The 26,270-nt window shown below is 58.5% G+C and carries 24 protein-coding genes and 2 pseudogenes; 15 read left to right on the forward strand and 11 right to left on the reverse strand.

Annotated elements, in window-relative coordinates; genetic code table 11:
- A pseudogene (locus tag M2A_RS13835) lies at window positions 1-788 on the reverse strand (IS3 family transposase); the annotation flags it as partial.
- A gap of 201 nt (window positions 789-989) precedes the next feature.
- Here M2A_RS13835 and M2A_RS13845 point away from each other — a divergent pair.
- The 6 genes from M2A_RS13845 to M2A_RS18215 all read left to right on the forward strand — a co-directional run bounded on the left by M2A_RS13845 (window position 990) and on the right by M2A_RS18215 (window position 6,266).
- On the forward strand, window positions 990-2,165 hold the full coding sequence (locus M2A_RS13845; RefSeq protein WP_045448687.1) for a thiolase family protein: 1,176 nt from the start codon (window positions 990-992) through the stop codon (window positions 2,163-2,165).
- Window positions 2,162-2,554 (forward strand): Zn-ribbon domain-containing OB-fold protein, encoded by a 393-nt coding sequence (locus tag M2A_RS13850; RefSeq protein ID WP_045448689.1) that lies wholly within the window; start codon window positions 2,162-2,164, stop codon window positions 2,552-2,554. The genes M2A_RS13845 and M2A_RS13850 overlap by 4 nt, the downstream gene beginning before the upstream one ends.
- A gap of 171 nt (window positions 2,555-2,725) precedes the next feature.
- Window positions 2,726-4,336, forward strand: coding sequence for an acyl-CoA synthetase (locus tag M2A_RS13855; RefSeq protein ID WP_045448691.1), 1,611 nt, complete (start codon window positions 2,726-2,728; stop codon window positions 4,334-4,336).
- 57 nt (window positions 4,337-4,393) lie between these two features.
- Window positions 4,394-5,146 carry a glucose 1-dehydrogenase gene (locus tag M2A_RS13860; protein WP_045448693.1) on the forward strand — a complete coding sequence of 251 codons (753 nt, stop codon included), beginning with the start codon at window positions 4,394-4,396 and terminating at the stop codon, window positions 5,144-5,146.
- 256 nt (window positions 5,147-5,402) lie between these two features.
- Entirely contained in the window at window positions 5,403-5,600 is a 198-nt protein-coding gene (locus tag M2A_RS18410; protein ID WP_244444464.1) for a Rieske 2Fe-2S domain-containing protein, read from the forward strand.
- A 312-nt stretch (window positions 5,601-5,912) separates the two neighbouring features.
- Window positions 5,913-6,266: a 4-hydroxythreonine-4-phosphate dehydrogenase PdxA gene (locus M2A_RS18215; protein ID WP_052379509.1), complete on the forward strand. Its 354-nt coding sequence runs from the start codon at window positions 5,913-5,915 to the stop codon at window positions 6,264-6,266.
- A gap of 18 nt (window positions 6,267-6,284) precedes the next feature.
- Here the strand turns inward: M2A_RS18215 and M2A_RS13875 are convergent, their stop codons facing one another.
- From M2A_RS13875 to M2A_RS13890, 4 genes are all read right to left on the reverse strand, one after another.
- Complete coding sequence (locus M2A_RS13875) at window positions 6,285-6,731, reverse strand: MaoC family dehydratase (protein WP_244444460.1); 447 nt, start codon at window positions 6,729-6,731, stop codon at window positions 6,285-6,287.
- A 109-nt stretch (window positions 6,732-6,840) separates the two neighbouring features.
- The gene (locus M2A_RS13880; RefSeq protein ID WP_045448696.1) at window positions 6,841-8,106 is read right to left on the reverse strand and encodes a cytochrome P450; all 1,266 of its coding nucleotides are present in this window, start codon (window positions 8,104-8,106) and stop codon (window positions 6,841-6,843) included.
- A gap of 217 nt (window positions 8,107-8,323) precedes the next feature.
- Window positions 8,324-9,178 (reverse strand): enoyl-CoA hydratase/isomerase family protein, encoded by an 855-nt coding sequence (locus M2A_RS13885; RefSeq protein ID WP_244444461.1) that lies wholly within the window; start codon window positions 9,176-9,178, stop codon window positions 8,324-8,326.
- 92 nt (window positions 9,179-9,270) lie between these two features.
- Entirely contained in the window at window positions 9,271-10,059 is a 789-nt protein-coding gene (locus tag M2A_RS13890) for an alpha/beta fold hydrolase (RefSeq protein ID WP_244444462.1), read from the reverse strand.
- A gap of 240 nt (window positions 10,060-10,299) precedes the next feature.
- On the opposite strand from M2A_RS13890, the gene M2A_RS13895 reads away from it, so the two are divergent.
- The 6 genes from M2A_RS13895 (at window position 10,300) to M2A_RS13920 (ending at window position 16,445) form a co-directional block, all read left to right on the forward strand.
- Window positions 10,300-11,118 carry a FadR/GntR family transcriptional regulator gene (locus M2A_RS13895; RefSeq protein ID WP_197052951.1) on the forward strand — a complete coding sequence of 273 codons (819 nt, stop codon included), beginning with the start codon at window positions 10,300-10,302 and terminating at the stop codon, window positions 11,116-11,118.
- Window positions 11,119-11,233: 115 nt separating this feature from the next.
- Window positions 11,234-12,367 carry an NAD(P)H-dependent flavin oxidoreductase gene (locus M2A_RS13900; protein WP_045448700.1) on the forward strand — a complete coding sequence of 378 codons (1,134 nt, stop codon included), beginning with the start codon at window positions 11,234-11,236 and terminating at the stop codon, window positions 12,365-12,367.
- Between the two features lie 52 nt (window positions 12,368-12,419).
- The gene (locus M2A_RS13905; protein ID WP_045448702.1) at window positions 12,420-12,866 is read left to right on the forward strand and encodes a PaaI family thioesterase; all 447 of its coding nucleotides are present in this window, start codon (window positions 12,420-12,422) and stop codon (window positions 12,864-12,866) included.
- Between the two features lie 110 nt (window positions 12,867-12,976).
- Window positions 12,977-14,617, forward strand: a complete 1,641-nt coding sequence (locus M2A_RS13910) for a flavin-containing monooxygenase (RefSeq protein WP_045448703.1) — start codon at window positions 12,977-12,979, stop codon at window positions 14,615-14,617.
- A 161-nt stretch (window positions 14,618-14,778) separates the two neighbouring features.
- Window positions 14,779-16,032, forward strand: a complete 1,254-nt coding sequence (locus tag M2A_RS13915; protein ID WP_045448704.1) for a cytochrome P450 — start codon at window positions 14,779-14,781, stop codon at window positions 16,030-16,032.
- A gap of 86 nt (window positions 16,033-16,118) precedes the next feature.
- Window positions 16,119-16,445: a 2Fe-2S iron-sulfur cluster-binding protein gene (locus tag M2A_RS13920; RefSeq protein WP_045448706.1), complete on the forward strand. Its 327-nt coding sequence runs from the start codon at window positions 16,119-16,121 to the stop codon at window positions 16,443-16,445.
- A gap of 159 nt (window positions 16,446-16,604) precedes the next feature.
- On the opposite strand, the gene M2A_RS13925 is transcribed toward M2A_RS13920, so the two are convergent.
- The 4 genes and pseudogenes from M2A_RS13925 to M2A_RS13935 all read right to left on the reverse strand — a co-directional run bounded on the left by M2A_RS13925 (window position 16,605) and on the right by M2A_RS13935 (window position 19,415).
- A complete protein-coding gene (locus M2A_RS13925; RefSeq protein WP_045448708.1) occupies window positions 16,605-16,838 on the reverse strand; it encodes a hypothetical protein in 234 nt (77 codons plus the stop codon).
- Window positions 16,839-17,109: 271 nt separating this feature from the next.
- A pseudogene (locus M2A_RS18415) lies at window positions 17,110-17,452 on the reverse strand (IS3 family transposase); the annotation flags it as partial.
- Window positions 17,453-17,474: 22 nt separating this feature from the next.
- Window positions 17,475-18,563: an LLM class flavin-dependent oxidoreductase gene (locus M2A_RS13930; protein WP_045448710.1), complete on the reverse strand. Its 1,089-nt coding sequence runs from the start codon at window positions 18,561-18,563 to the stop codon at window positions 17,475-17,477.
- A gap of 39 nt (window positions 18,564-18,602) precedes the next feature.
- On the reverse strand, window positions 18,603-19,415 hold the full coding sequence (locus tag M2A_RS13935) for an enoyl-CoA hydratase-related protein (protein WP_045448711.1): 813 nt from the start codon (window positions 19,413-19,415) through the stop codon (window positions 18,603-18,605).
- Window positions 19,416-19,573: 158 nt separating this feature from the next.
- Here M2A_RS13935 and M2A_RS13940 point away from each other — a divergent pair, with 158 nt between their 5' ends.
- The 3 genes from M2A_RS13940 to M2A_RS13950 are packed head-to-tail and all read left to right on the forward strand — an operon-like array spanning window position 19,574 to window position 23,326.
- Window positions 19,574-20,677: an amidohydrolase family protein gene (locus M2A_RS13940; RefSeq protein ID WP_045448713.1), complete on the forward strand. Its 1,104-nt coding sequence runs from the start codon at window positions 19,574-19,576 to the stop codon at window positions 20,675-20,677.
- A gap of 58 nt (window positions 20,678-20,735) precedes the next feature.
- The gene (locus M2A_RS13945; RefSeq protein WP_045448716.1) at window positions 20,736-22,418 is read left to right on the forward strand and encodes an N-acyl-D-amino-acid deacylase family protein; all 1,683 of its coding nucleotides are present in this window, start codon (window positions 20,736-20,738) and stop codon (window positions 22,416-22,418) included.
- Between the two features lie 14 nt (window positions 22,419-22,432).
- Complete coding sequence (locus tag M2A_RS13950; RefSeq protein ID WP_045448718.1) at window positions 22,433-23,326, forward strand: alpha/beta hydrolase; 894 nt, start codon at window positions 22,433-22,435, stop codon at window positions 23,324-23,326.
- Here M2A_RS13950 and M2A_RS13955 read toward each other — a convergent pair whose 3' ends face one another.
- Complete coding sequence (locus tag M2A_RS13955; protein WP_045448720.1) at window positions 23,327-24,166, reverse strand: IclR family transcriptional regulator; 840 nt, start codon at window positions 24,164-24,166, stop codon at window positions 23,327-23,329.
- A gap of 55 nt (window positions 24,167-24,221) precedes the next feature.
- Window positions 24,222-26,267, reverse strand: coding sequence for an NADPH-dependent 2,4-dienoyl-CoA reductase (locus M2A_RS13960; RefSeq protein ID WP_045448826.1), 2,046 nt, complete (start codon window positions 26,265-26,267; stop codon window positions 24,222-24,224).
- Window positions 26,268-26,270: the final 3 nt, after the last annotated feature.

Raw genomic sequence — 26,270 nt, forward strand, 5'->3', positions numbered from 1 at the left:
TCGGCTTGCCCCGGCGATGGATGAGAACATCGAGTTCGCGGGCGACACGCATGCCCGAGAGCGAGGTGTCCGCCACGAGGCAGAGGCACTCACGCGTGTAGTCATCGGCCACGGCCAGGATCCGGAAGCGGCGGCTGTCCGTCAGCGTGTCGCTGAGAAAGTCCAGCGACCACCGCTGGTCTGGTCCTTGTGGCAAGGTCAGCGGCGCCCGTGTCCCAAGAGCTCTCTTGCGCCCGCCCCGGCGTCGCACCTGGAGGCGTTCTTCCCAGTAGAGCCGTCTCAGCTTCTTGTGGTTCAGCCTCACTCCTTCCCGCGCCAGCAGGATATGAAGGCGGCGATAGCCGAGCCGGCGGCGCTCAGCGGCCAGCTCCCACAAACGCTCGCGGATATCTCCATCATTCGGGCGATGCGAATGTTGCCTGACCGAACTGCGGTCGGCTCCGATGACGGAACACGCCCGGCGCTGGCTCACGCCGTGCTCCTTGCACAGGTGAGCCACGGCTTCCCGCCTGGCTCCGGGCGCTACCATTTTTTTGAAGCGATATCCTTCAACATGGTGTTGTCCAGCATGGCTTCGGCCAGAAGCTTCTTCAGCCGGGCGTTCTCGTCTTCAAGGACCTTCAGCCGGCGGGCTTCCGAGACGCCATGCCACCATACTTCGCCTTGTACTTGTAGAGGGTCGCTTCGCTGATCCCATGCTTGCGGCAGACATCAGCCGTCTTCACGCCAGACTCCCGCTCCCGCAGGATCGCGATGATCTGCTCTTCCGTGAACCTCGATCGCTTCATCGTCCGTCTCCTTCTTCTCGACGGACTCTACCTATTTTTGGAGGAGTTTGCGGGGCTCACGTCACGTCCCCCATCCGTCCCTCCCTCGCTCGACATGTCCTTCCGATCGGCCATAACCGACGCTTCCGTCTTTCGTGGACGGGGTGGACGTATCCCCCATGAATGCGCTAAGCAATAAGAAAATCATGATAAGGGATAGAGATGGGTATCAACGGAAAGTCCTATATAGTCGGAATCTACGAGCATCCGTGCCGCGCGGCGCTGGACAAGACGCTGCCGCAACTTCATGCCGAGATCGCGAAGGGCGCGCTGGCGGACGCTGGTCTTTCAAAGGACGATGTTGACGCATATTTCTGCGCCGGCGACGCACCGGGGTTGGGCCCGATCAACATGATCGAATATATGGGCCTCAACAATGTGCGTCATATGGACAGCACGGAGACCGGCGGGTCTTCCTACATCGTCCATGTCAATCACGCAGCGCAGGCCATCGCCGCGGGGCATTGCAATGTGGCGCTGATCACACTGGCAGGCAGGCCGGTTGCCGACGCGAAAGAAGGTAAGCCCGTCCGTTACTACAACCAGCAAGCGCCGGACTTTCCGTTCGAAATGCCCTATGGCCCCAACGTCACGAATATGTACGCCATGTGTGCGATGCGGCATATGTACGAATACGGCACTACCAGCGAGCAACTCGCATGGATCAAGGTCGCCGCATCCCATCACGCCCAGTACAATGAACATGCCAGGCTCCGCGACGTTGTGACCGTGGAGGATGTCGTCAATTCGCCGATGATTGCCGATCCATTGCACAGGCTCGACTGTTGCGTCATCACCGACGGCGGCGGCGGCATTGTGATGGTGAGCCCGGAAGTGGCGAAGTCGCTGAAGCGTACCCGCGTCAAGGTTCTCGGTGCCGGTGAGGCACCCAAGCATCTCGCGGCGGGCCAGGTCGATCTGACCTATTCCGGCGCGCGTTGGAGCGGGCCCAAAGCGTTCGCTGAAGCCGGTGTCACGACCGCCGACATTAAATACGCCTCCATCTATGATTCTTTCACTATTACAGTGCTGGAAACGCTCGAAGATCTGGGTTTCTGCAAAAAAGGCGAGGGCGGGAAGTTCGTCTCGGACGGCAATCTGATTTCCGGCGTCGGCAAGTTGCCCTTCAATACGGATGGCGGGGGATTGTGCAACAATCATCCGGGCAATCGCGGCGGCATGACCAAGGTTCTTGAAGCGGTTCGTCAGGTTCGCGGTGAGGCTCATCCGAAGGTTCAGGTTCGCAACTGCGATATTGCACTGGCGCATGGAACCGGCGGGCTTCTGGGATCGCGTATGGGCAGCGCAACCGTTATTTTGGGGAATGAAGACGCATGAGCACCGAGCAGAAAAACAAGATCAATCTTGTGGCCAATTCCGAGAGCAAGCCCTATTGGGAAGGTGCCGCCAAGGGGCAACTCCTGATCCGGACTTGCAACGCCTGCGGCAAGGCGCATTACTATCCGCGGACGATTTGCCCGCATTGCTTCTCGGAGGACACGGCATTCGTCGAGGCTTCGGGCAATGGCGTGATCTACAGCTATTCGGTCACGAGGCAGGCCAAGCCGCCTTATGTCATCGCTTATGTAACGCTTGACGAAGGGGTTTCGATGCTCACGAATATCGTCGATTGCGAAATCGACAAGATTAGCATCGGACAGAAAGTCAAGGTCAAATTCAACGAGGCCGAAGACGGATATGCGCTGCCGGTGTTCACGTCCGCATGATGCGGAATTTTCGTCAAACGGCATTCCGGCGGGTTTGACTTCCTGCCGGAACGTCCGGCGACGGGTCGGTTGAGACAACGGACGGTTAAGACAACGGACGGTTAAGGACGGAACGGCTTGATCGCAAAAAAAAGCCGACCCCCGAGGACCGGATTTTTCAGGGAGGATTATATGGCGTGGAATTTCGGCGACATTCTCGACAGTATCTCGGCGGTTTTACCGCAGGATGCGCCTGCCCTAATTCATGGTGATCGGGTGATCACATGGGGAGAGACGACACGGAGGTCCAACAATCTCGGGCACGCGCTTATCGCGCGCGGAGCCAGGCCCGGCGACAAGGTCGCGTTCTATATGCGAAACCGGCCCGAATATGTCGAGACCATGGCGGCCTGCTTCAAGAGCCGTCTCGTCCATGTCAACATCAACTACCGCTACAAGGCGGACGAAGTTTTCTACATCTTCGATGACTCCGACGCGCAAACGGTCGTTTACGGTTCCGAGTTCCGGGACATCATCGTCGAACTGAAAGACCGGCTGACGAAAGTCGTCACTTTCATTGAGGTGAACGAAAACGGATCCGCCGCGCCCTTCGCGGAAAATTACGAAAAGATCGTCACTGGCGGAGATGGCGCGCCGCTCGGCATCGAGCGGTCTCCGGACGATTTACTGTTTATCTATACGGGTGGCACGACGGGCATGCCCAAAGGCGTCATGTGGCGCCACGACGACATGCGCGAAGCTCAGCTTACGACGCTTCGAGCGCTGGGCCCGATCCCGGAGACACTTCCTGCGTTGGTCGAATTTATCAAGACTTCCGGTCCGGGCCCCAAGGCGATGCCTGCCTGCCCGCTGATGCATGGCACCGGCTTCATTACGGCTATCGGCAATATGATGAGCGGCGGCTGCATCGTTACGCTGGAGAGCCCGACCCTCGACGCGCATGAACTCTGGTCGGTGGTTTCGCGCCGTGGTGTCAATTCGCTGGCGATCGTCGGCGACGCTTTCGCCCGGCCGATGCTGGCGGCGCTCGACGAGGCGCCGGGCAAATACAACTTGGCCAGCGTCGTCTCGATTGTTTCTTCCGGTGTTATGTGGAGCACGGAAGTGAAGCGCGGCCTGCTCAGGCATTTGCCGAATGTCATCCTGATGGATTCCTTCGGCGCCTCGGAGGGACTGGGTTTTGGCAGTTCGATCATGACGAGCGCCGGCGAGGTCAAGACCGCCAAGTTCCAGATCGGCGGCCGGTGCCGCGTGTTCGATGAAAACGATCAGCCGGTCGAACCCGGCAGCGGCAAGCCGGGCATCATCGCCCTGGGTGGGCCGATTCCCGTTGGCTATTACAAGGATCCGGAAAAGACCGCCAAGACCTTCAAGACCATCGCCGGGGCCCGCTATTCCATTCCCGGCGACTGGTGCGTTGTGGAAAAAGACGGCAGCCTGACATTGCTGGGACGCGGCAGCGTCTGCATCAACACGGCGGGCGAGAAGGTCTACCCGGAGGAGATCGAGGAAATTCTGAAGACGCATCCCGCCGTCGAGGATGCGCTTGTCGTCGGTGTGCCCGACCAGAAATGGGGTCAGGCGGTCACCGGCATCGTCATGCTGGCGAGCGGCGCGAAGTTCGACGAAGAGGATTTGCGCAAGCACGTCCGCTCGCATCTCGCTGGCTACAAAACGCCCAAGCGCATTCTGGTTGGCGCCGTGCCTCTTCGCGCGTCGAACGGCAAGGCCGACTACAAGAGCGTTACCGATTTCGCAAAGCGCGAGCTTGGGGTTGCCTAGACGACAACTTGAGTGACTGCGCCGGAGACGGCGCGGCATCTGCAACGGGAGGACTGCATGGGACGGGTAGACGGGAAAATCGCCTTTGTGACGGGCGGCGCCAACGGCATGGGGCGTTCCCACGCCTTGCTGCTTGCGCGCGAGGGCGCAACGCTGATCGTGACCGACATGGACGAGAAGGGCGGCAACGCCGTGGTCGAGGAGATTAACGATCACGGTGGGCAGGCGCGATTTTTCAAACACGATGTGTCGAGCGTCTCGGATTGGGAACGGATTTCACAGGAGGCGATGTCCACTTTCGGACGCGTCGACATCCTTGTGAACAATGCCGGTATTCTCGTTTTTTCTGCTGTCCAAGACACCTCGAATGAAGACTTCGCACGTGTTCTCGACGTCAATGTAAAAAGCGTATTCTATGGTACGAAGTATATATTACCCGCGATGAAGGCGGCTGGCGGTGGTTCGATCGTCAATATTTCCTCGATCTACGGACTGATTGGCGCGCCTGCCACGGCGGCGTATCAGGCATCGAAGGGTGCCGTTCGCCTGCTGACAAAATCGACGGCTGTGGATTATGCGCCTTTCAAGATTCGTGTGAATTCCGTACACCCCGGAATCATTCGCACAAATATGACCAAGGATCTTCTCGGCGATGCGGATGTCGCCAAACAGGTCTTGAGCGCCACGCTTATTGGTCGGCCGGCCGAACCCGTCGAGGTTTCCTATGCGGTCCTGTTTTTGGCATCCGATGAGTCCTCTTATATGACCGGCTCCGAGGTTGTCGTTGACGGAGGCTACACGACCATATGATGCGTTGCGATGCGACGGACTCCTGATTCGTTGAAGGTCGAAGGAGGGTTGTCGCTGGGGTGGAAAAACAATCGCGTGCCGGTCTTGTGGCCGGCCAAACGGCGAGGAAGGAAGCGCTATGAGTACATCCGCTGTGAGCAACTCATTCAACCGCATTCGCCACGATCTCGATTCGTGTCTTGTCGAGGACCCATCGAGCGGTCGCTTCATGCTCGACCGCGCCATATTCACTGATCCTGAATTGTTCGATCTCGAGATGAAGCACATCTTTGAGCGCAGTTGGGTGTTTCTCGCCCATGAAAGCCAGCTCGTCAACGAAAGCGCCTTTCTGACCCTGACAATCGGTCGTCAACCCGTGCTTCTGATCCGGAACCGGCCGGGTGATTTGAAATGCTTTGAAAATGCGTGCACGCATCGCGGTGCGCGGCAGGGAGGCGTTGGCGCCGTGGCTTGACGAAACGAGCGCCCTTGCATCCGGCGGTACCATAGCGGCTGGCGTCATGGCGCCAATCAACTACGGTTCCCTCAAACTTGCCCGCAAGGTGCCGGGCATCGCCAGTCCGGCCCACCGGCGAAAGCTATCTTGTTCTACTGATCGGACCGTTCCGCGTCCCGCATCAGACCGACCATATTCCGCTTCGGCGCGTTTGCGAAATCATCAGCCCCGATCTCGTGGCGCTTGCCTTGCGGCAGATAGTGGGCGCCGTGCGGAACTGGGGGGATCGCCCGTCCGCAGATTGTTGTCGCAGGTCTCAACCCTCACGCGATGGGAAATGAAGATTGCGAAGCCATCGCGCCCGGCGTCGCGCGGGCGTGGGCAGAAGGCATCGATGTTGAAGGGCCAGTAAGTCCTGACGCCGTGTTCCGGCAATGCGTCGAAGGTCGATACGACATCGTTCTCGCTATACATCACGATCAGGGACACCTCGCGGTCAAGACATGGGGCTTTTCCGGCAATTGCGCCATCATCCTCGGGCCGTCCTACCTGCATGTGACGGTCGCGCATGGGGCGGCCTATGACATTGCGGGCAAGGGCATCGCCGATCCGGTGATGATGCTGAGCGCCATGCGCACGGCGGCCTCTCTTGCTGCGGGCCGGGGATTTCCCGAGGAACGCTGACGGGCCGGACGCCGGGTTTTATGTTCGGGCGGCGTCAGACCGGCCAGCCACCATTCGCAATGGCGTATATTCGATCACCGTTTCGTTCCGTTGAGTCACGATCCGGTTGTGGGTGCGCACCAGACCGTGACCCTTGGATGTCGGTCGCGCCTGAAGCACTTCGCATTCCACATGAATCGTGTCGCCGACAAATGTCGGTCCGTTGGCGTTAAAATCCATGTGAAGAAAGGCGAGGCCCGTCTCCTGCATCATCGACTGAACGAGCAAACCTTCCGCCATGCAATAGACCAGCGCCTCGGACACCACACGACCGTTCATAGGGCCGTGGGCCTTGAGATATTCGACATCGGTGAAGAGAACTTCCACCATACCTGTCGTATTGATGAAATTGATCAGGTCGGTTTCGGTGATCATCCGGCCGATGGTGCGGAACTCCTCGCCGGCGGTGAGGTCGTTCCAGCACATGCCAAGTCCTATTTTTCGCATGCCCTCTCCTTGCAGGTAGCGGCGGCGACACGGCCCCGCCCGCGATATCCTGTGACTGATGCCCGGAAATGCGTTCCGGTGTTTTGCATCAGCCTGGAATTCTGACCGGCATGCTCGAGTAACCCTTGATCAGATTTGAAAAAACCCGTGTCGGTTCGCCGACCACTTCGATCGGCTTGTCGGGCCAGCGTTTCAGGATTTCCTCCCAGACGACGCGGAGCTGCATTTCCGCCAGCCGGTTGCCGACGCAGCGATGGATGCCGAAGCCGAAGGACAGGTGCTGGCGTGGGTGCTTGCGGTCAATGATGAAGCTGTTGGCGTTTTCGATTGCCTCCTCGTCCCGGTTTCCCGAGACGTACCACATGACGACTTTGTCGCCTTTCTTGATCTGCTTGCCGCCAAGCTCCGTATCCTGAAGCGCGGTGCGGCGCATATGCGACAAGGGTGTCTGCCAACGAATGATTTCGGGGACCATGGATTCGACGAGCGCCGGGTTGTCCCGCAGCTTCTTGTATTGAACCGGGTTCTCGTTCAGGGCCAGAAGGCCGCCGGTGATCGAGTTGCGGGTCGTGTCGTTGCCGCCGACGATCAGGAGAAGAATGTTTCCCAGATACTCCATCGGCCCCATGTTTTTCGTCGCTTCGCCTTGGGCCAGCATGGTGATGAGATCGTTGCCCGGCTCGGTTGCGTTGACGCGCTGATTCCACAACTCGGTGAAGTAGGCGGCGCAATCGCGCAATTCATTCCTGCGGGCCTTCTCGGCCTCCTCGTCGCCGAAGGCGGTGCCTGCGGTGGCGACATCAGACCAGCGGGTGAGCTTCCGGCGTTCTTCCCAAGGGAAATCGAAAAGGGTAGCGAGCATTTGCGTCGTCAACTCGATCGACACGCGGTCCACCCAGTCAAAGGTTTCATTGATGGGCAGGGAATCGAGAATTTTGCCGGCGCGCTCGCGGATCGTGCTTTCGAGTTTCGCCAGATTGCCGGGTGCGACGATCGGGCTCACAACCTTGCGCTGCGCGTCGTGCTTCGGCGGGTCCATCATGATGAACATGGGCAGGAAGAAACCTTCTTCCTGATTGCGGAGGGCGACGCCGCCCAGGGTCGCTTCAGACGAATAGATGCCGTGGTTGGTGTCGACATGCATGATGTCTTTGTATTTTGTCACCGACCAGAACGAGCCGTATTCGCTTTCCTTGCAGTAATGGACCGGATCTTCGCGGCGCAACCGCTCGAAATACGGCCAGATCGCATTCGCCCTGAAGAGCTCCGGATTGCTGACATCGATCTTCTCAAGCGGGATCGCGTAGGCGTCCGCAATCGGCTTGTCTCGATCGGCACCCAGGGATTCACTCATGACGGCGTCTCCATTGCGTTTCCAGAAGCCTGCGAATGCGTGACATAGGGGGTGCCGGTTAGCCGACTCTCTCCCATTAAATCATTATAAGCATATTCCCGTGGATTGTCAGGTTGCATTTCCGCATCGTCTGGGAAGAAATTCTGAAGCGTCGGCCCGACAAGCCGATCGAAGTGGTCGGCGAACCAAAGCGGGTCTTTTCCAACTTCATCAGGGGCTATAAGGAATTGTCGGTAAGAATCCCGGGCTGAACATGGATGAGGCGGGTGGAAAACGTCCACCCGCCACATAAGATCGAAGGAGGTCGAAGGCAGCGCGGCGCGTGGCCGCCGTCATTTTTTCCGAATGAGGCGACCCGTTCGCGCGCGTCGTAGCAGGCACCGGGGCTATGCGCGAGTTCGTAGGCCAGTCCCGCCTGGGCGGTCATGCCATCGGTCGCGCCCAGCAGACTTTTGTTGACCTGATTGCTGTAGGTTGAATTGACGGCGATACGCTGAGCAAGGTCATTTGTCGCCTGTTCCAGTTCGGCATCGTCGACACACATGTCGACCAGCCCCATGCGCTCGGCCACCTCCGCCGTGAAAATATCGGAGGTAAACATCATCTGCTTGGCCTTCGACAGCCCGACGCGACGTGGCAGTCTTTGCGTCATGCCCCAGAGCGGGCTCAGTCCCCACTTGCTATGCGTGTCGCCGAACTTGGCGGAGCGCGCAGCGATGATGATGTCTGCCGCGAGCGCAAGTTCCAGTCCGCCAGTATAGCAATGCCCACGGATGCAGGCGACGACCGGTTGCGGCAGTTCGGCCAGCGCCTGAATGATCTTCGCCTGGAAATGCGGTTCCGGCTGGCGCTCGCCTTTCTGGATGTCCTTCAGGTCGTGGCCGGCTGAAAAAGCCTTGCCCGCGCCCGTGATGATGACGCATGCCACCTCGTGAACCTGTCCACGAAGCGCATCTACATGCATGCGCAATTCTTCGAACAGCGGGACATTGAGCGCGTTCAAAGTTTCCGGACGGTTGAGCGTTAGCGTACAAACACGTCCGCTGTCCTTGCGAAGAATCAGATTCGACATCGGCTTTCTCCCTTCTTCTTCTCGATCTTTATTTGTTTGGGTTGTCTTCATCTGTCGAAGACGTACACGCGTGAATGAATCCACCCGTGGAGCTACGATGTGCTCGCGGCAGGCGCCATTCGCGTCAGAAAATCCAGAACGGCGCTTGTAAATATGTCGTTCTTGTCGCCCGCTACCATATGGCCCGCATTTGCGACATCGATAAACTCGGAATGAGGAACAATTTCGGCGAATTGTCGCGCCGCTTCGACCGTCACGAGGTCGCTGTCGCGGCCCCGGACAAGGAGCGTCGGTATTTTCAGGGAACGTGCCGCCATCTGGAGGCGTTCGGGTTCGCGGCTGCCTTGCGGCTTTTGCGTGCCGGTGATGAAACGTGGATCCCAATGCCAGTAGTAGCGGCCGTTTTCCCTGAGGCGAAGGTTCTTTGCCAGTCCGCTCAGGTTTTTGGGGCGAGGCCGACCGGGCATGTAGCGCGAGATCGTATCGGCTGCTTCCTCAAGCGAGGCGAAGCCTTCTTCCAGATTTGACGCCATGAATCCGAGGATTTTCTGAACCCCCTCCATGTTCATCTGAGGGGTGATGTCGACGAGGACCAGCGCCGCAAACCCGCGCCGTCCGGCCTTTGCGTATTCTCCCTGCGCGATCATGCCCGCGATGCCGCCCAGAGATGCGCCGACCAGGACCGGAGGCACGGAGAAGCCGTCCGCGATGTCGAGGAGATCCTCCGCAAAACGCTCCATCCTGTAGTCTCCGTCCGGAGACCAGTCGCTTTCGCCGTGCCCGCGCAAATCGACGGAGAGGGCGTAATACCCGTTTTCCCCCAACCTTTTACCGCAGGCTTGCCAAGCGTGGCGCGTCTGCCCGCCGCCATGGGCGAGCATGACCGGCCGCGCCTGGTCGGGACCGAATGCGTCAGCGGCAATTTTGAGATTTTGGGCAAGGGTGAACAAGGTCCGGTTTGCTGACATCAAACGCTTTTTCCAATGCTTTTCGTGTGTGTATTAAAGGCCAAAATCCATTATGATGAATTTCTGAGATGTTGCAAACACCGACGACGGTGTTGTAGTCGGCTTCTCCCGACCGTTCCCTGATCAGGGGGAGATTGGTCTTGAAAATGAAAAATGCGGGTATCTGAAATGAAAGCAATCTTGTCCGGTTCACGAGTCAGCCGATTTCCGAAAGGGTCCGGCAAGCGTGCCCTCACAGTTGCGAGGCAAATTGTCGACGACATTGAGCAGCAAGGTGCCGAGGTCGGAGATCGCTTGCCACCGGAACAGGAGATGCTCTTACGGTATGGCGTGGCCCGCGCGACTTTGCGGGAGGCGCTCAGGTTTCTGGAACTGCAGGGCATCATTTTTCTGCGGCCCGGCCCCGGCGGCGGGCCGGTTGTTCAGGAGCCTCGACCGAAAGATTTTGCCAGTACAATGGCGTTGCTGCTGCAGTTTCTCGGCACCACATTCCGTTCGCTGATTGAAGTGAGGCAAGCGGTCGGCCCGACCATGGCGGCGCTTGCGGCGGAGCGTGCGTCCGATGAGGATATCGACAAGCTGAACACGTCATTGGCCACTTTGAAGACGCTGTCCGTATCTTGCGACTCCTATGCGGAGGAGAACAGGCGTTTCCACGATGTGCTTGCATGGGCGTCGGGCAATCCCTTGATCGGATTCTTGATCAGTTCGCTTCACAACATTACGAATGCGTCGGAAGTTGGCATAACTTATACAGAGGGTGAGCGTGACTATCAGATCAAGGCGTACGGACGACTTCTCAAGGCGATTGAAGATCGCAATCCAGACCTCGCTTTCACCGAAATGTCCCGGTTCATAAGCCGATCCGACAAGTATCTGGAAGCTCGTCATCCCGACATTATGTCCAAAATCGTGCGTTGGCAGGATGCGGACGACCTGAGTGTGTCGCGGGTTCCCCGACGGAAACGCTAGGCGAGTGTTCGCGATTTCGATGTCGTTTTTGCGACACTTGCGCCGCTCCTCTGGCGTCGCTAATTTATGATCATAAATAACGCGGCCAACGAAGTCGCCCCATGGGAGGTTATCTATGACTCTGCATAGTCGAGTATGTGATATTCTGGGTATTAAATACCCGATCTTGCTGGCCGGTATGGGCGGCGCGAGCGTTCCACGGCTTGCGGCGGCAGTATCGAATGCGGGCGGTCTTGGTGTGCTTGGTGCGGCTGCTTGTTCTCCCGATCAGTTGCGCGAATGGATTCGCGAAACGCGATCATTGACAGACAAGCCATTTGGTGTGGACACCCTGCTACCAGCCTCCGTGCGTAGGGAAGCCTACAAAGGCAAGGCCGGTCCGTCTCCGATGGATCTGCTGCCTGAGTACCAAAAATTCGCGCAAGATTTTCTAAAGAAAGAAAAGATACCGCCGTTGAAATCGAGACAGCGGGAATCCGAGGAAGCTCACCGGTCGTCCAAATCGAACGCGCCTCTTTTTTCGAAAGAATTCTTCGAAGCGCAAATGGAAGTCATTGTTGAGGAGCGGGTTCCTGTCTATGCGGCGGGTCTTGGCAATCCAGGTCCTTGGCTTGATCGGCTCCACGCCAACGGCACCAAGGTGATGGCAGTTGTCGGCGCGGTAAAGCATGCACTGCAGGTGGTCAATTCCGGCATCGATCTGATCGTCGCGCAAGGCCATGACGGAGGCGGGCACAATTCACCTGTCGGAACGATGGCGCTCATCCCGCAGGTTGTCGATGCGGTTGCGGGCCGCATTCCCGTGCTCGGCGCGGGCGGCATTTCCGACGGGCGCGGGATCGCGGCTGCAATGATGCTCGGCGCCGAAGGTGCCTGGATCGGTACGGCGTTTCTCGCGACCGACGAGGCGGGCATCGAGGACTTCCAGAAGGAAGCGATTGTCGAGTCGGGTGACGGTGACACACTTGTTTCTCGAACGGTCACCGGAAAGCCGGCCCGGATCATTCGCAACAAGTGGTCCGAGGCTTTTGCCGAGGCGGGGCTGGAGCCGTTGCCCATGCCGTTCCAGCCTATGGTAGCGATGCCGGTTCTGGCGGCGGCGGCGGCGGTAAAGCGGAAAGACATCGCTCCCGGTTTCGCAGGGCAGGGCATGGGCCTCATTCACAAGGTAAAGCCGGCTGCAGAAGTCATGGCCGATCTCGTGAAAGATGCCCAGAGCTCGTTGAGCAGCGCAAACGCCTATCTGTAAGCCTCGGCTGCGCGCCCTGGGGATCATTTATTGAAGGTTCGGAGAAAACGAAATGACAATTGTTGCAAAACTGCCGGAGTTCAACCGGGAGATCGCAGAGGGCTTCATAAACGCCAGCAATTCAATGAAAGGGTTGCCCGAATTTCTGGGAGTCCGCATCACGCATATCGAGCCGGGCAAGCTCACTGCCGAGATGGAAGTTTCCGACCGGCTGTTGACGCCGATCGGAAACATGCATGGTGGGGTGCTGGCTGCGATGTGCGACCATGTTCTCGGCTGCGTTTGCTATCCGCATATGCGGAAAGGGCAGTGGGCGGCCACGACGGAGTTTAAGCTCAATCTGCTGGCGCCGGTATCTTCGGGTAAGGTGACAGCGGTGGCCGAACTGATTGCGATGACAAAATCGACTGCGGTGGTCCGTATTGACGTGACGAACGAGGGCCGAGCCTGTTGTGCGGCCCAGGGCACCGTTCTCATTCGTGATCCAAGGCCCGCTTAGGCATCGCACCCCTCTACCGGCGTTGCGAGAAAGATTGCTTGCGACAGAATATGGTTTAGATAACGACACTGACCGCTTCGCGGCGGGGGATATGAAGGGATGTGGTTTCCATGAGTTCGGTACAATCCAGCCAGACGCAAAAACAAAAAGATGATGATGCCGAAGTATTGGATGCCCTCATTGTCGGAGCGGGATTCAACGGCATTTATCAGCTTCACCGCTTGCGGCAAGAAGGTTTCAAAGTGCGCCTGTTTGAGGCCGGTGCCGACATGGGGGGCATCTGGTACTGGAACTGCTATCCTGGCGCGCGGGTCGATTCTCATGTCCCGATTTATGAATTTTCGATCGAGGAATTATGGCGCGACTGGAACTGGACCGAGAGGTTTCCGGCTTGGGACGAGCTGCGCCGCTACTTCCACTACGTCGACAAAAAACTCGATCTCAGCCGTGACATAAGATTTGGCACGCGCGTCTGCGCGGCGGAATTCGACGAAGCGCGCGATCAATGGGTCATCCGCACGACCGATGGCGCCGTAGTGCGCGCCCGGTTCTTTATCCTTTGCACAGGTTTTGCGTCGAAACCCTATATTCCGAACTACAAGGGTCTTGAAAGCTTCGCGGGAGAATCATTTCACACGGGATTGTGGCCTCAGGAAGGCGCCAGTTTCACGGGCAAGCGGGTTGGCGTCGTGGGAACCGGAGCGAGCGGCGTTCAGGTGGTACAGGAAGCCAGCAAGGATGCGGCACATCTGACGGTGTTCCAGCGCACGCCGATCCTCGCTCTGCCGATGCAGCAGCGCAAGCTCGATGTCGAGACGCAGCAGCGGATGAAGGCCGATTATCCGGAGATATTCCGTGTACGGCGGGAGACGTTTGGCGGATTCGACATCCTGAGGGACGAAAGGTCCGCGCTGGAAGTGCCGCCGGAAGAGCGCTGCGCGCTTTATGAAAGGCTTTGGCAGAAAGGCGGCTTCCACTACTGGATTGGTGGATTTTCTGACATCCTGACGAATGAGGAAGCAAATCGTACCATGTACGATTTCTGGCGCGACAAGACCCGCGCCCGGATCAAGGATCCGGCATTGGCCGACAAACTCGCGCCGATGGAGCCGCCACATCCCTTCGGCGTCAAGCGGCCTTCGCTGGAGCAGTGGTATTACGAAGTGTTCAATCAGGACAACGTCAGCCTGATCGATGTGCGCGAGACGCCCATCGCGGAAATAGTTCCCGAAGGCGTGCGCACGGCAGATGGTCTGGTTGAACTCGATATGCTTGTTCTGGCGACGGGATTCGACGCCGTGACCGGCGGGTTGACACAGATCGATATACGCGGGACGGGCGGTGTGACGCTCAAGGAAAGATGGACCGAAGGCGCGCGTACTTATCTCGGTTTCGCGACGTCGGGATTCCCGAACATGCTTTTTCTTTACGGTCCGCAGAGTCCTTCCGGATTCTGCAACGGCCCGACATGCGCCGAATTGCAGGGTGAGTGGGTCGTCGGTTGCCTCAAACATATGCGCGAGAATAACAAGCGGCGGATCGAGGCGACCGCTCAAGCGGAGGAAGAATGGACGCAGTTCCTGAACGCCATCGCCGACATGACGCTCTTTCCCCGGGCCGATTCCTGGTACATGGGTGCCAACGTTCCCGGGAAGCCGCGTCAGCTTCTGAATTTCCCCGGCGTGCCCATGTATATGGACCGGTGCAATACCGTTGCGGCCAAGGATTATGAGGGATTCGTCTTGGATTGATGGATCTGCGGCAGCCTCGCTGCCGGTTTTTGGGAGCGCCTGCAGGACAAAAGCGTTTGACGCTGAATCGTCCATATGATTTATTATAATGAATTACACAAAAGATTGCATGCGCCATGACGGGGGGATGCCGCGTAGCTGTCGATCGGGAGGACGGAGAGATGACGACCGACACATTGACTAGAGATCCGGCTTCGACGGTCCCGCTTTCTCAGATGGATGTCAGCGATCCAAAGCTCTTTCAAAGCGACACGATCGGGAGCTACTTCACACGGCTGCGGCGGGAAGACCCCGTCCATTATTGCCCCGAGAGCGCCTATGGCCCTTACTGGTCGGTAACGAAATTCAACGACATCATGCAGGTCGAAGTGAACCACCAGACGTTCTCCTCGGAGTCTAAACTTGGTGGTATCACCCTGCAGGACATGCAAAGCGGCGAAGCGTCGCTTGAACTTGAGATGTTCATTGCGATGGATCCGCCCAAGCATGACGCTCAGCGCAAGGCAGTCAGTCCGGCTGTCGCCCCGTCCAACCTTGTTCTGCTGGAGCCCATCATCCGCGAGCGCGCGGGGTTTATTCTCGATTCGCTTCCCGTCGGCGAGGAGATCGACTGGGTTGACCGGGTTTCCATCGAGCTTACGACGATGACGCTGGCGACACTGTTCGACTTCCCCTGGGAGGAGCGGCGCAAGCTCACTCGCTGGTCGGATGTTGCGACCGCGACGCCGGAGACGGGCGTGGTTTCTTCGTTTGAGCAGCGCCGCGAGGAGCTCCTCGATTGTGCGCAATACTTCAAGGGCCTTTGGGACAAGCGGGCCAACGAGCCGCCGAAGCCCGATCTGATCTCGATGATGGTGCATTCGCCCGCGACGCGGGACATGCCGTATCTCGAATTTCTGGGCAACCTGATTCTCCTGATCGTCGGCGGTAACGACACCACGCGCAATTCCATCAGCGGCGGGGTGCTCGCCCTTAATCAGAACCCGGCCGAATACCGCAAGCTCATGGCCGATCCAGGCCTCATCCCGAAAATGATCCCCGAGATCATCCGCTGGCAGACGCCGCTGACGCATATGCGTCGGACGGCACTCATGGACGCCGAAATCGGTGGCAAGAAGATCAGAAAGGGCGACAAAGTCGTTATGTGGTACCTCTCGGGAAACCGGGACGACGAGGTAATTGACCGCCCGAACGAGTTCATTATCGACCGCCCGAATTCCCGTCACCATCTTTCCTTCGGTTTCGGCGTCCATCGCTGCATGGGGAACCGCGTGGCGGAGTTGCAGTTGCGCATCATCTGGGAAGAAATCCTGAAGCGTTTCAGCAAGGTGGAGGTCGTCGGCGCGCCCGAGAGAACGCTGTCCAACTTCATCCGCGGGTTCACCCGTCTGCCGGTGAAGCTGCGCGGGCATTAGTTCGCGACGGAGCGGCGCCCCCGATTCATCGCGAAAACGAACGCTCCACTCGCCGTTTCATCCAGCATGATCGAAAAGAGAAAAATATGCCCACAGTCATTTTCATCGAGCCGGACGGCGCTGAATATCCTATCGCGGTCAAGAGTGGCACGACTGCGAGGGACGCCGCGGTCAACAACGGTGTGCCGGGCATCGACGGCGATTGCGGGGGCGAATGCGCCTGCGCGACCTGCCATGTGCATGTCGATGCCGCCTGGATGTCCCGGGCCGGCATGGCCGAGCCGGGCGGCATGGAAGCCAACTTGCTACAATTTGCCGAAGGTTCGACGGAAAACAGCCGCCTTGCTTGCCAGATCACAATGACCGACGATCTCGACGGTCTCATGTTGAGAATACCCGACGGTCAGCACTAGTCGCAGTCGGCGTGCGGATTTCGAGGTTCCTCCCCCGATCCTCCCCTTGAAAGACGGGCGTCGACTGCCCCTTGGGTCGAGATGGATCTCCCCGACCCGAACCTCGTCTTCGTGCTGATCCCGAAAGTCGGCAGCGTTGGAACGCTGAATCAAACAAAATCATTTGCCTTCGACGGCGCCGCTCTTCCCGGGTATCAGCATAACAGCCCTGTTATCGTCTTTTCCGGCCTGCGAAGTTTGTTTATTTCGTGAGGGTTCTATCTTGCGTGTGCCGTCTATGAACATTCCGTCGATCGCGAATTTGAGCAGTACATGCATGTCATTCTTGAGGGCACTGTGGCTGACATCAGAGCCCAGCCAGGTTTGCGGCTGCTGACAGCGGGCGGCGAACATGCATCGCGCTGCTTCGACCGGATCAAATTCCGCGCGAATTTCGCCGCGTACCTGAACCGCCGCGGCAGAACATACGCTCGATGACGTTGTAGCCCTTGTAGGCGTTCGTGTTGTCACGATGCGGATGCTTGCGGGTCGGGTTGGGCGGGATCCCGGCCTTGATGCGGCGCAGGGCGAGTTCATCGCGCAGGTTTTTGGCGTCGTAGGCCCTGTCGGCCAGCAGGGAACGCGGACGGCGGACTGGGCTGCTGCCGGTCTCGCAGATGTCGAGTTAAGCTAACAGAATCTTCTTTTCGAACTCCATGGGCTCAGATACCCGAGCGTCGAGTGCCGGCGCAGGAGATCATAGAAGTGTTCGATGCCATCCGATGCGTCGGCCCAGACCCGGTCTCTTGTGTGGTCAATCTTGCGGGCCACGCCTTCGATCTTAAGCGAGGAGAGGCGCTCGCCATCGCTGCACTGTCCCGGCAATTTCCAGACCGGCTCATCGAGCATGCATCCCTGTGATCGGAGAAATGCATCGGCGCATCCGGCTTTCCACGCCGCCAGATCGCCGTTACCAAGACATCGACGACAAGCCGGGTCGTCGCCGAATTCATGGACCAGACCGCCACGAGGCTTCCAGAAGCGGACGCGTCAAGCCACCTTGCGTTTGCTGCTCTTTCTCAGGGCCGGTATGACGTGTCTGGCAAACGAACGCATGCTTTCGGCTGCTTCCTCGTAGCTCATGCCACCGAAAAGGAAGCAGGGATTGATGTCGAATTCGCCCAGAAGCGATTTGCGATATTCGAACTTCTCGACGATTTCCTTGGGCGTCCCCCAGGCAGTGACATCGAGGTAGGTCTTGGCCATTCCATCCTTGCCGAGCGCGCGAATGGCGTCGACGGCCTGGGCGTAGGACTCGTAGCCCTTGGCGTTCTTAAAATGCTCGCCGGCCAGTTCATAGTGATCGAGTACCGAAAGCAGATAGTTGGTCACATATTTCTGTCCCAACTCCTTCGCGCGAGCAGGATCGGTGTCGCAATAGGTGAAGTCGCATATCATGATCGGCGGTGCGTCTTCGCCATGCTGCGCCTTGTACGCAGCCTTGTATTCCTTGACGGCCTCGGCCTGAGCTTCCCACGGCTTTTGAGCAAAGATCACCATCCGCGCGCCAGCCTTCGCGCACTGAAGAACGGATTCCGGCGACATGGCGACCTGATAGATGCGCCCCTTGAAGGAGCCGCGCGGATTGGGACGGATTTCTATCCGCTTCTGCGGATAGAAGGGGCCGCTTCCTTCGATGAAGCCGGTCTCGAGAGCGTCTATAATCATCGGGCTTGCTTCATCGAAGCGTTGGCGGGCTTCGTCCATGTTCACGCCCATGCCGTCATATTCCTTGCGCGCCAGGCCGCGCCCCATCCCGAAGAGCGTTCGGCCTTGGCAAAGGTGATCCAGCAGGACGACCTTTTCCGCGATCCGAACGGGCACATTCCAGGGAAGGATGACAGCGCCGGTGCCCAACTTGATGCGTTTGGTGCGCGCCGCCATGTAACTCAGGAACTGGGTGTTGTCGGGACAAAACGAATAGTCCTCGAAATGATGCTCGACGGGCCACAATGCGTCGAAGCCGAGTTCTTCCGCCAAAAGCCCGAGACGGATCTCCTCGTCATAGACCTGGCCGTCGGTTACGCCGGAGTTGGCTCTGTCGAAATTCTGAAAAACCATCTGAATGCCGAACTGCATCGGAATGTCTCCCCGTGGTAATGATTTCGGTTTCTTGCTTCAACGGCCCTTATAGTTTGGCTTGCGCTTCTCCATGAATGCCTTGGGGCCCTCGCGGGCATCCTCGGTCTTGAACACGGGGGCTGCGAAGCGCGACTCCATACCCATCGCCTCGCTCTCGGGGCGTCCCAGACATTCGCGGGCGGATTTGCGAATCGCCTGAACGGCGATCGGCCCATTCGCGGCGATCTTCTCCGCGAGTTCGAATGCTGCGTCGAGCACCTGCTTCTGGGGGACGACACGATTCAGGAATCCCAGATCGTAGGCCTCCTGCGCGCTGATCAGGTCGCCGGTGAGCAGCAGTTCCATCGCCCTTGCATAAGGTATCTGGCGCGGAAGACGCACCGTTGAGCCGCCGCCCGGAAAAATCGCCCATTTGACCTCCTGCACGCCGAGCTTTGCCGTATCCGCGGCGATACGCATGTCCGTTCCTTGCGCCAGCTCCATCCCGCCTGCGACGGCAAAGCCGTTGATCGCGGCGATGACCGGCTTTGTCACATCGAATGTGCGCAACAGGCCTTTGGCCAGGATATTCGGATCGTCCAGAATTTTCTGGTCCCATTCGTTTTGCGGTTTGCGTGCGCCATTTATGAGCGGGATGAGTTGCCCGAGATCGGCGCCCGAACAAAACGCCTTGTCTCCGGCGCCGGTGACGATGGCGACGCGGATATTCGCGTCGTCGCGCACTTCTTCCCAATGACCGGCAAGCCGGACCAACATTTCCGGACTGAACGAGTTACGTGCTTCCGGGCGGTTGAGCGTGATCAGCGCGATATGGCCCCTTTTTTCGAGCAGGGCCGGTTCCATCGTCATATTCGCGTCTCCCCTGAATAACAGATATGTGTTTTTGATTGCATGAATATAATTTATCTGGACTCGGGTTGTGCCGCCAGCGAAGATTTATGATCAGAAATTGTCAAATTATAAAGAGTCGCGACCTTGAAACCAAATGCGACGCTGGGAGAGCGCCAATGATCAAGAAGCCCATATCCGCGGATTCGCACATCACCGAACCTCCGCATTGCTATGTTGATTACATTGATCCCAAATTCCGCGATCGCGCGCCGCGCATCCAGAGGATCGACAAGATTGGCGATGCTTTCATCGTCGAGGGTATGGGGTCTCCAGTTCCGATGGGGCTGGTGGCCGCCGCCGGCAAGGATCCGGCGGAGATCACGACAGACGGCGTCGCCTTCGAAGACCTGTGGAAGAGCGGCTGGGACGCCAGATTCCGCGTCGCGGACCAGGAGAAGGACGGCGTTGCGGCCGAATTCATCTATCCGACGGTCGGAATGGTGATCTGCAACCATCCCGACTTCGACTACAAGAAAGCCTGCTTCGAGGCTTATAATCGTTGGCTGCAGGAATACTGCGCTGAGGCACCCGACCGTCTTTACGGTCTTGCGCAGGTTTCCATGCGATCACCGGAAGATGGCGTTGCGGAAATCAGGCATGCGAAGGAGATGGGCTTCAAGGGTGTGATGATGCCCGGAAACCCCGCCGTCGAGGATTATGATTCAACTGTATACGACAAGGTCTGGGCGACCGCTGTCGAGTGCGACATGCCACTCTCGTTCCACATCCTGACCGGCAAATCGGACAGTCTTTCGGGGCAGGTCCGGGGTCCGCGTATCAACGGCTTCCTGTCGATCATTCGTGGCTGCCAGGACGTGATGGGCACTTTCATATTCGGCGGTGTCTTCGATCGCTTCCCCGACCTCAAGGTTGTCTGCGTCGAGGCCGATGCGGGCTGGGTTCCGCACTACATGTATCGCATGGACCATGCCTACAAGCGTCATCGCTACTGGATGAAGGCGCCGCCGCTCAAGCGGATGCCGAGCGACTATTTCAACGACAACATCTATGTGACGTTCCAGGACGACTGGGTTGCCTTCAGGATGAAGGATATGTGCAATGTTCGCCGTTTGATGTGGGCGAACGATTTCCCGCATTCGGATTCGACCTGGCCCTGGTCGCAGGCAATGCTGGAAGAGCACACGAAAAATCTGAGCGAGCAGGAACGCAATTGGATATGCCACGACAACGTCGCTGAACTCTACAAGCTCGCCGTTTGACGATCCGTATGCTGATGTCAAGGCGCGGGTTTTTTTGATTCACGGGGAGGACGTTTTCATGGGCTACGATCTGAAGATCGTGGGTGGATTCATTGTCGACGGCACCGGCTCTCCGGGCTATGCCGGAGACATCGGTATTCGCGACGGCAAAGTTGTGGCTATGGGGCAGGCCCCCGCCGGGGCGAGGACGGCTATCGACGCCCGGGGGCAGGTCGTTGCCCCCGGCGTCGTCGATATACATACGCATTACGATGCCCAGCTTCTGTGGGACAGGAATCTGTCGATCTCGCCGTGGCACGGTGTGACGACGGTCGTGGTAGGCAATTGCGGGTTTGGCATTGCGCCGACGCGCAAGGAGCATCGCGGTCTTATTTTGCGGACGCTCGAAAATGTCGAGGGCATGAGCGTCAAGGCGCTGGAGGCCGGTCTCGGCGACGAATGGGGGTTCGAGACGTTTCCCGAATATCTCGACGTCGTGGAAAAGAAGGGTACGTTGATCAACGTGGCCGTTCTTCTGGGGCATACGCCGCTTCGCCTCTATGCCCTCGGGCCTGAATCCACCGAACGGGCGGCGCGGCCGGAGGAGGTCGGGCATATGAAAAGCCTGATGCGCGAGGGCCTCGAAGCGGGCGCACTCGGTTATGCGACATCGAAATCGCCGACGCATGTAGGCTACGAGGGCAGGCCGGTTCCAAGCCGGCTGGCGGCGTTCAGCGAGATACGGGAGATTGCGTCGGCGCTGGGCGAGGCGGGCGAAGGCGTGATACAGGCGACTGTCGGCAAGGAACTGTCATTCGACGAATTCGCGGAATTGAACCGCGTTTCCGGTCGCCATGTCAGTTGGACGGCGTTGCTGGGCGGTGGCGGGGTGCTGAATGTCGGCTCCGCAGCCGAGCAGTTGGCGCGCTCAAACGAACTTCAGTCGGCTGGTTACGCGGTATTTCCGCAGGTCACCTGCAGCCCGCTCAATTTTGAATTTCGATTCGATCAGCCGTTTCTGTTCCAGAGCATGCCGGTCTTCGCGCCGGTGAACAAATCGGACCACGCGGAAAAACTGAAGCTTTACGCCGATAACTCTTTCCGGGCGGGATTCCGGGATGCGATGCGTGGTCCGATCCTCAATGCATGGGACAAGGCGGTCATCGCTTATTTTCCGGATCGGCCGGAATTCGCGGAACGGCTGGTGCGCGACGTCGCAGCGGAACTCGGATGCAACTCGATCGATCTTGCGTTGGATCTCTCGATTCAAAGCGATCTGCAGACACGGTTCCGCCTGCCTGTCGCAAACGCCGACGAAGACGAAGTGGCAGCGTTGCTGCGCGATTCCTGCACGGTGCTCGGCCTCTCGGACGCAGGCGCGCATGCGAGCCAACTCTGCGATGCATGTTTTTCCACGCATCTTCTCGGAAGATGGGTCCGTGAAAAGCGCGTTTTGACGCTGGAGGAGGCGGTCCGGATGCTGACATCGCGGCCCGCCGAGGTGTTCGGCATCAAGGATCGCGGTCGCCTCGCTGTGGGAATGCCCGCCGATGTCCTGATCTTCGACGCCGAAACGCTTGGCGCAAGTTCCCTTCGCAGGGTCTATGACCTGCCTGCTGGCGAAGACCGGCTGATTTCCGATGCCTCGGGCATTTCGGCCGTCGTCGTCAACGGGACATTGATCCGGCGCAATGGCGTCGATGTGTTGGGCGCCGAAGGTCGTTTGCCGGGCCGTCTGCTGCGCCATGGCGCAGCAGCCTGAGGAGGGCGTGAAGAATGAGTCTTGAGGAACTTGCTGTCGTTCGTCAGCTGCTTGCGGGCCTTGTGACCGGGGAGGCTCGTTCTCTTGAGGATTTTCGTACCTCGTATGACGAGGCTGGCAAGGCGTTCGGTCTTCCCGAAGGCGTGACGGTCACGCCGGTTTCCGCCGGCGGGGTTCCCGGCGAATGGCTGGCGCCGGCTGCCGGTGCCGGCAAGCGGGTTTTGCTCTATCTGCATGGAGGAGGCTATGCGCTTGGTTCTCTCGACTCGCATCGCCATCTTGCGGCGCACACAGCTCTTGCCCTGAATGGCCGGGTTCTGCTGATCGACTACAGGCGGTCTCCAGAGCATCCATTTCCGGCGGCGGTCGATGATGCGCTTGCTGCTTATCGCTGGTTGATCGAGACGGGCGTCGACCCGGCGAAGCTCGCTGTGGCGGGAGATTCAGCCGGCGGCGGCCTGACGGTCGCCGTGCTTCTGGCGGCGCGCGATGCCGGTCTCAGACTTCCGGCTGCGGCCGTTTGTATTTCGCCGTGGGCCAATCTTGAAAATAAAGGTGCCTCTTATGGCGCGAAAGCGAATGTGGACCCGATGGTGCGCTATGCCGATCTTGAGCTATGGACGGCGGCCTATCTGGGAACTTCAACCCCGCGCAGGACGCCTCTGGCATCGCCGGTATATGCTGATCTCAAGGGATTGCCGCCATTCCTGATTCAGGTAGGCAGTTCGGAGGTTTTGCTCTCGGATAGCCACTTATTGGCCGATAGATTGAAAGAGGCTGGCGTATCCGTCAATCTCCATGTCTGGCCGGAGATGATTCATGTCTGGCACTGGTTTGCGCCGGTCTTGACCGAAGGCCGCGCGGCGATCGACGAGATGGCCAGCTTCCTGAATACAAAGCTCGGATGATTATGGCGCTGTATCGTCGTCGATTTCAAGTTGGTCCTCGTCGTCTACAGTCTCCTTAAAGCCTTGCCCGTTTTGTGATATGTGCTCGGCGATAGCGTTTTTCAGTAACGTCGTGAACGGTTGTTTACGATTGCGAAAATACTCGTTGGGAGCGGCTATGCCGATCGCGACCGAGCGTCCGGACGGACCCATCGGAATGGGCATCGCCAGCATGGTCGCTCCCGGCGTCACGAGATCGCTGTAAAGCGCAAGCCCGCGTTTTCTGATTCTTTGCAGTTCGTCTTCGATCTCCTGCATCGATTCCCGCCGCTCTGGCATGGCGGCAAGGGCATCATGAATCAAACGTCTCGCTTCGGGCAACGGAAGTTCGCTCAGCAGAACGCGGCCAATCGTCGAAAAAGCGAGCATTCGCTTGGTGCTTGGCTTGACATGGAAGCGGATGGGCGACGTACCTTGAATCACCTTCACATATTGAGCATAAGCCCCTAGACTCGCAGCGAGGATGATCGTGCATCCCGTATCGGCCGAAAGCCGTCTCATAAGGCGCTGGACATTCCGGATCGGTAACGCCTCGGCTTCCACCCAGTTTCCCAGCAGAGATATCCGGATGCTTGGAAAAAAAGTTTTGCCCCGGTCGTCGTGCTCCAGATAGCCGAGGCTCACGAGGCTTTTCAGAAGGGCGGCGGTGCTGGAATGAGGATAACTCAGCGCCTGCGCTACGTCTTGAATCGTCACCGGGCGTCTTACTTCGTCGAAATACTCGAAAATCTCCAGAACACGGGTCGCGGATTTTACCGTTGCAGCCGAGGGCTGTTCGGATTTGAGGACGTTAGCGTTCATGGCGACAACTCTGATTTATATGGTCTCTTCCGCGCCTCGTTTTTCGTTTGCTTCCTCAAAGAGAGAGCGCGAGGCGCATGCCATCTTCGATCGCCCTCACAGCATCGAGTTGTTGAGGCTTGTCGACACCGCCGATTGCGTGAACGGGTTTGCCCAGGGACCGCGCCAATGACAACGCATCGTCCGCCGATTCCTGTCCGGCGCAGACGACAATTGTGTCGACTTTCAACGTCTGCGGCTTGCCGCCTGCCTCGATGTGGAGCCCGGCATCGTCGATCTTCCGATAGGTTACATCGCCGGTCATCGTAACGCCGCGGAACATCACCTCCAGAAAATTCGCCCATCCCCTGGTCTTGCTCAGGCTGGCACCGAAGCTGGCACGCGGCTTGCGCTGGAGAAGATGAATCTTGCGCGATGAAGACCATTGATGATTGGCCGGCAGCAAAGCGCCTGGCTGCGTATAGCTCAAGTCGATTCCCCACTCGGAGGAAAATCCTTCGATATCGGGATGCGACGGATCGTGCGGGCCGTGCGGATGAGACAGGAGCGTCGCCACGTCGAAGCCTATGCCGCCGGCACCGACAATGGCAACCTCGGCACCGACGCGTGCGGTGTCCGTGATTGCCTCTACATAGGTCATAACCGATGGGTGATCCGCACCTGGAACGTCGAGATGGCGCGGGCGAACTCCGGTTGCGACGACGATTTCGTCAAATCCCCCGCTCTCCAAGTCGGCGAGTGAAGCCGGCCGGCCGCAATGGACCTCGACGCCCAGTTCGTCGAGCCGGTTCCTGAAATAGCGGATAGTCTCGGCATAATCCTCCTTGCCGGGAATCCGCCGTGCCAGATTGAATTGACCGCCGATATCGATGTCGGCTTCGAATAGCGCAACCTTGTGGCCACGTTCGGCCGCCGTTACCGCGCAGGCAAGACCTGCCGGGCCGCCGCCAAGGACCGCAATGCATTTTCCTCGGGTCGCTGGTACAATCTTGAATTCGACTTCCCGGCATGCCGCAGGGTTGACCATGCAGGTCGTCAGCCGTCCGGTGAAGGCGTTGTCGAGGCAGGCCTGATTGCAACCTATGCAAGTATTGATTTTCGACGATGCGCCCGATGCCGCTTTCGCAACAAAATCGGGATCGGCCAATAGTGGACGCGCGAGCGAAACCATGTCGGCTTGTCCGTGTGCAATCAGTTGCTCCGCTTGCTCCGGCGTATTGATCCGGTTGGACGCGACCACGGGTATCGCGACTTCCGCCTTGAGCCGCTTGATCGCCCAGGTGAAAGCTCCGCGCGGCACCATATGAGCGATCGTCGGCACACGCGATTCATGCCAGCCTATGCCGGTATTGAGGATGTTTGCTCCGCTTGCCTCGACATCTTTTGCGAGGGCGGCGACGTCCGGCCAGGAATTGCCCCCCTCGACAAGATCGAGAACGGATATCCGGTAAGCGATAATGAAGTCCGGTCCGCAACGCTTGCGGACACGCCCGACGACCTCAACCGGCAAGCGCCGCCGGTTCTCCGCCGAACCGCCCCAGCTATCTGTGCGCTGATTTGTACGTGCCGCGGTGAACTGATTGAGAAAATAGCCCTCCGAACCCATGACTTCAACGCCGTCATATCCGGCTTCGCGTGCGAGCGCCGCAGCAGTGCCAAAATCCTCGATGGTCTGGAGGATTTCATCTTCGCCCAAGGCGCGGGGCGTGAGCGGATTGATGCGGGATCTGACAGCGGAGGGAGCCACCAGTTCTTCATGTCGACCGTAGCGCCCCGCATGCAGGAGCTGGAGAACGATCTTTCCGCCCTCATCGTGGACGGCGCGTGTAATTACACGATGACCCTCAACGAGGTCTTCAGTCATGACCGACGCGCGCTCCGCAAGCCTTCCCGCCCTGTTCGGCGAGATACCGCCGGTGACAAGAATTCCGACGCCACCCTTAGCGCGTCTTGCGAAGAATTTTGCCTGTCTCTCGAAACCGTCAGGCATTTCCTCGAGGCCGGTATGCATTGACCCCATCAACACGCGGTTTCTGAGCGTAGTAAACCCGAGATTAAGTGGTGCAAGCAGATGAGCAAAGATATCTGGCGTTTTTTTCACTTC

It is taken from the genome of Tepidicaulis marinus (genome assembly GCF_000739695.1).
In the GTDB taxonomy this organism is placed as follows: Bacteria; Pseudomonadota; Alphaproteobacteria; order Parvibaculales; family Parvibaculaceae; genus Tepidicaulis; species Tepidicaulis marinus.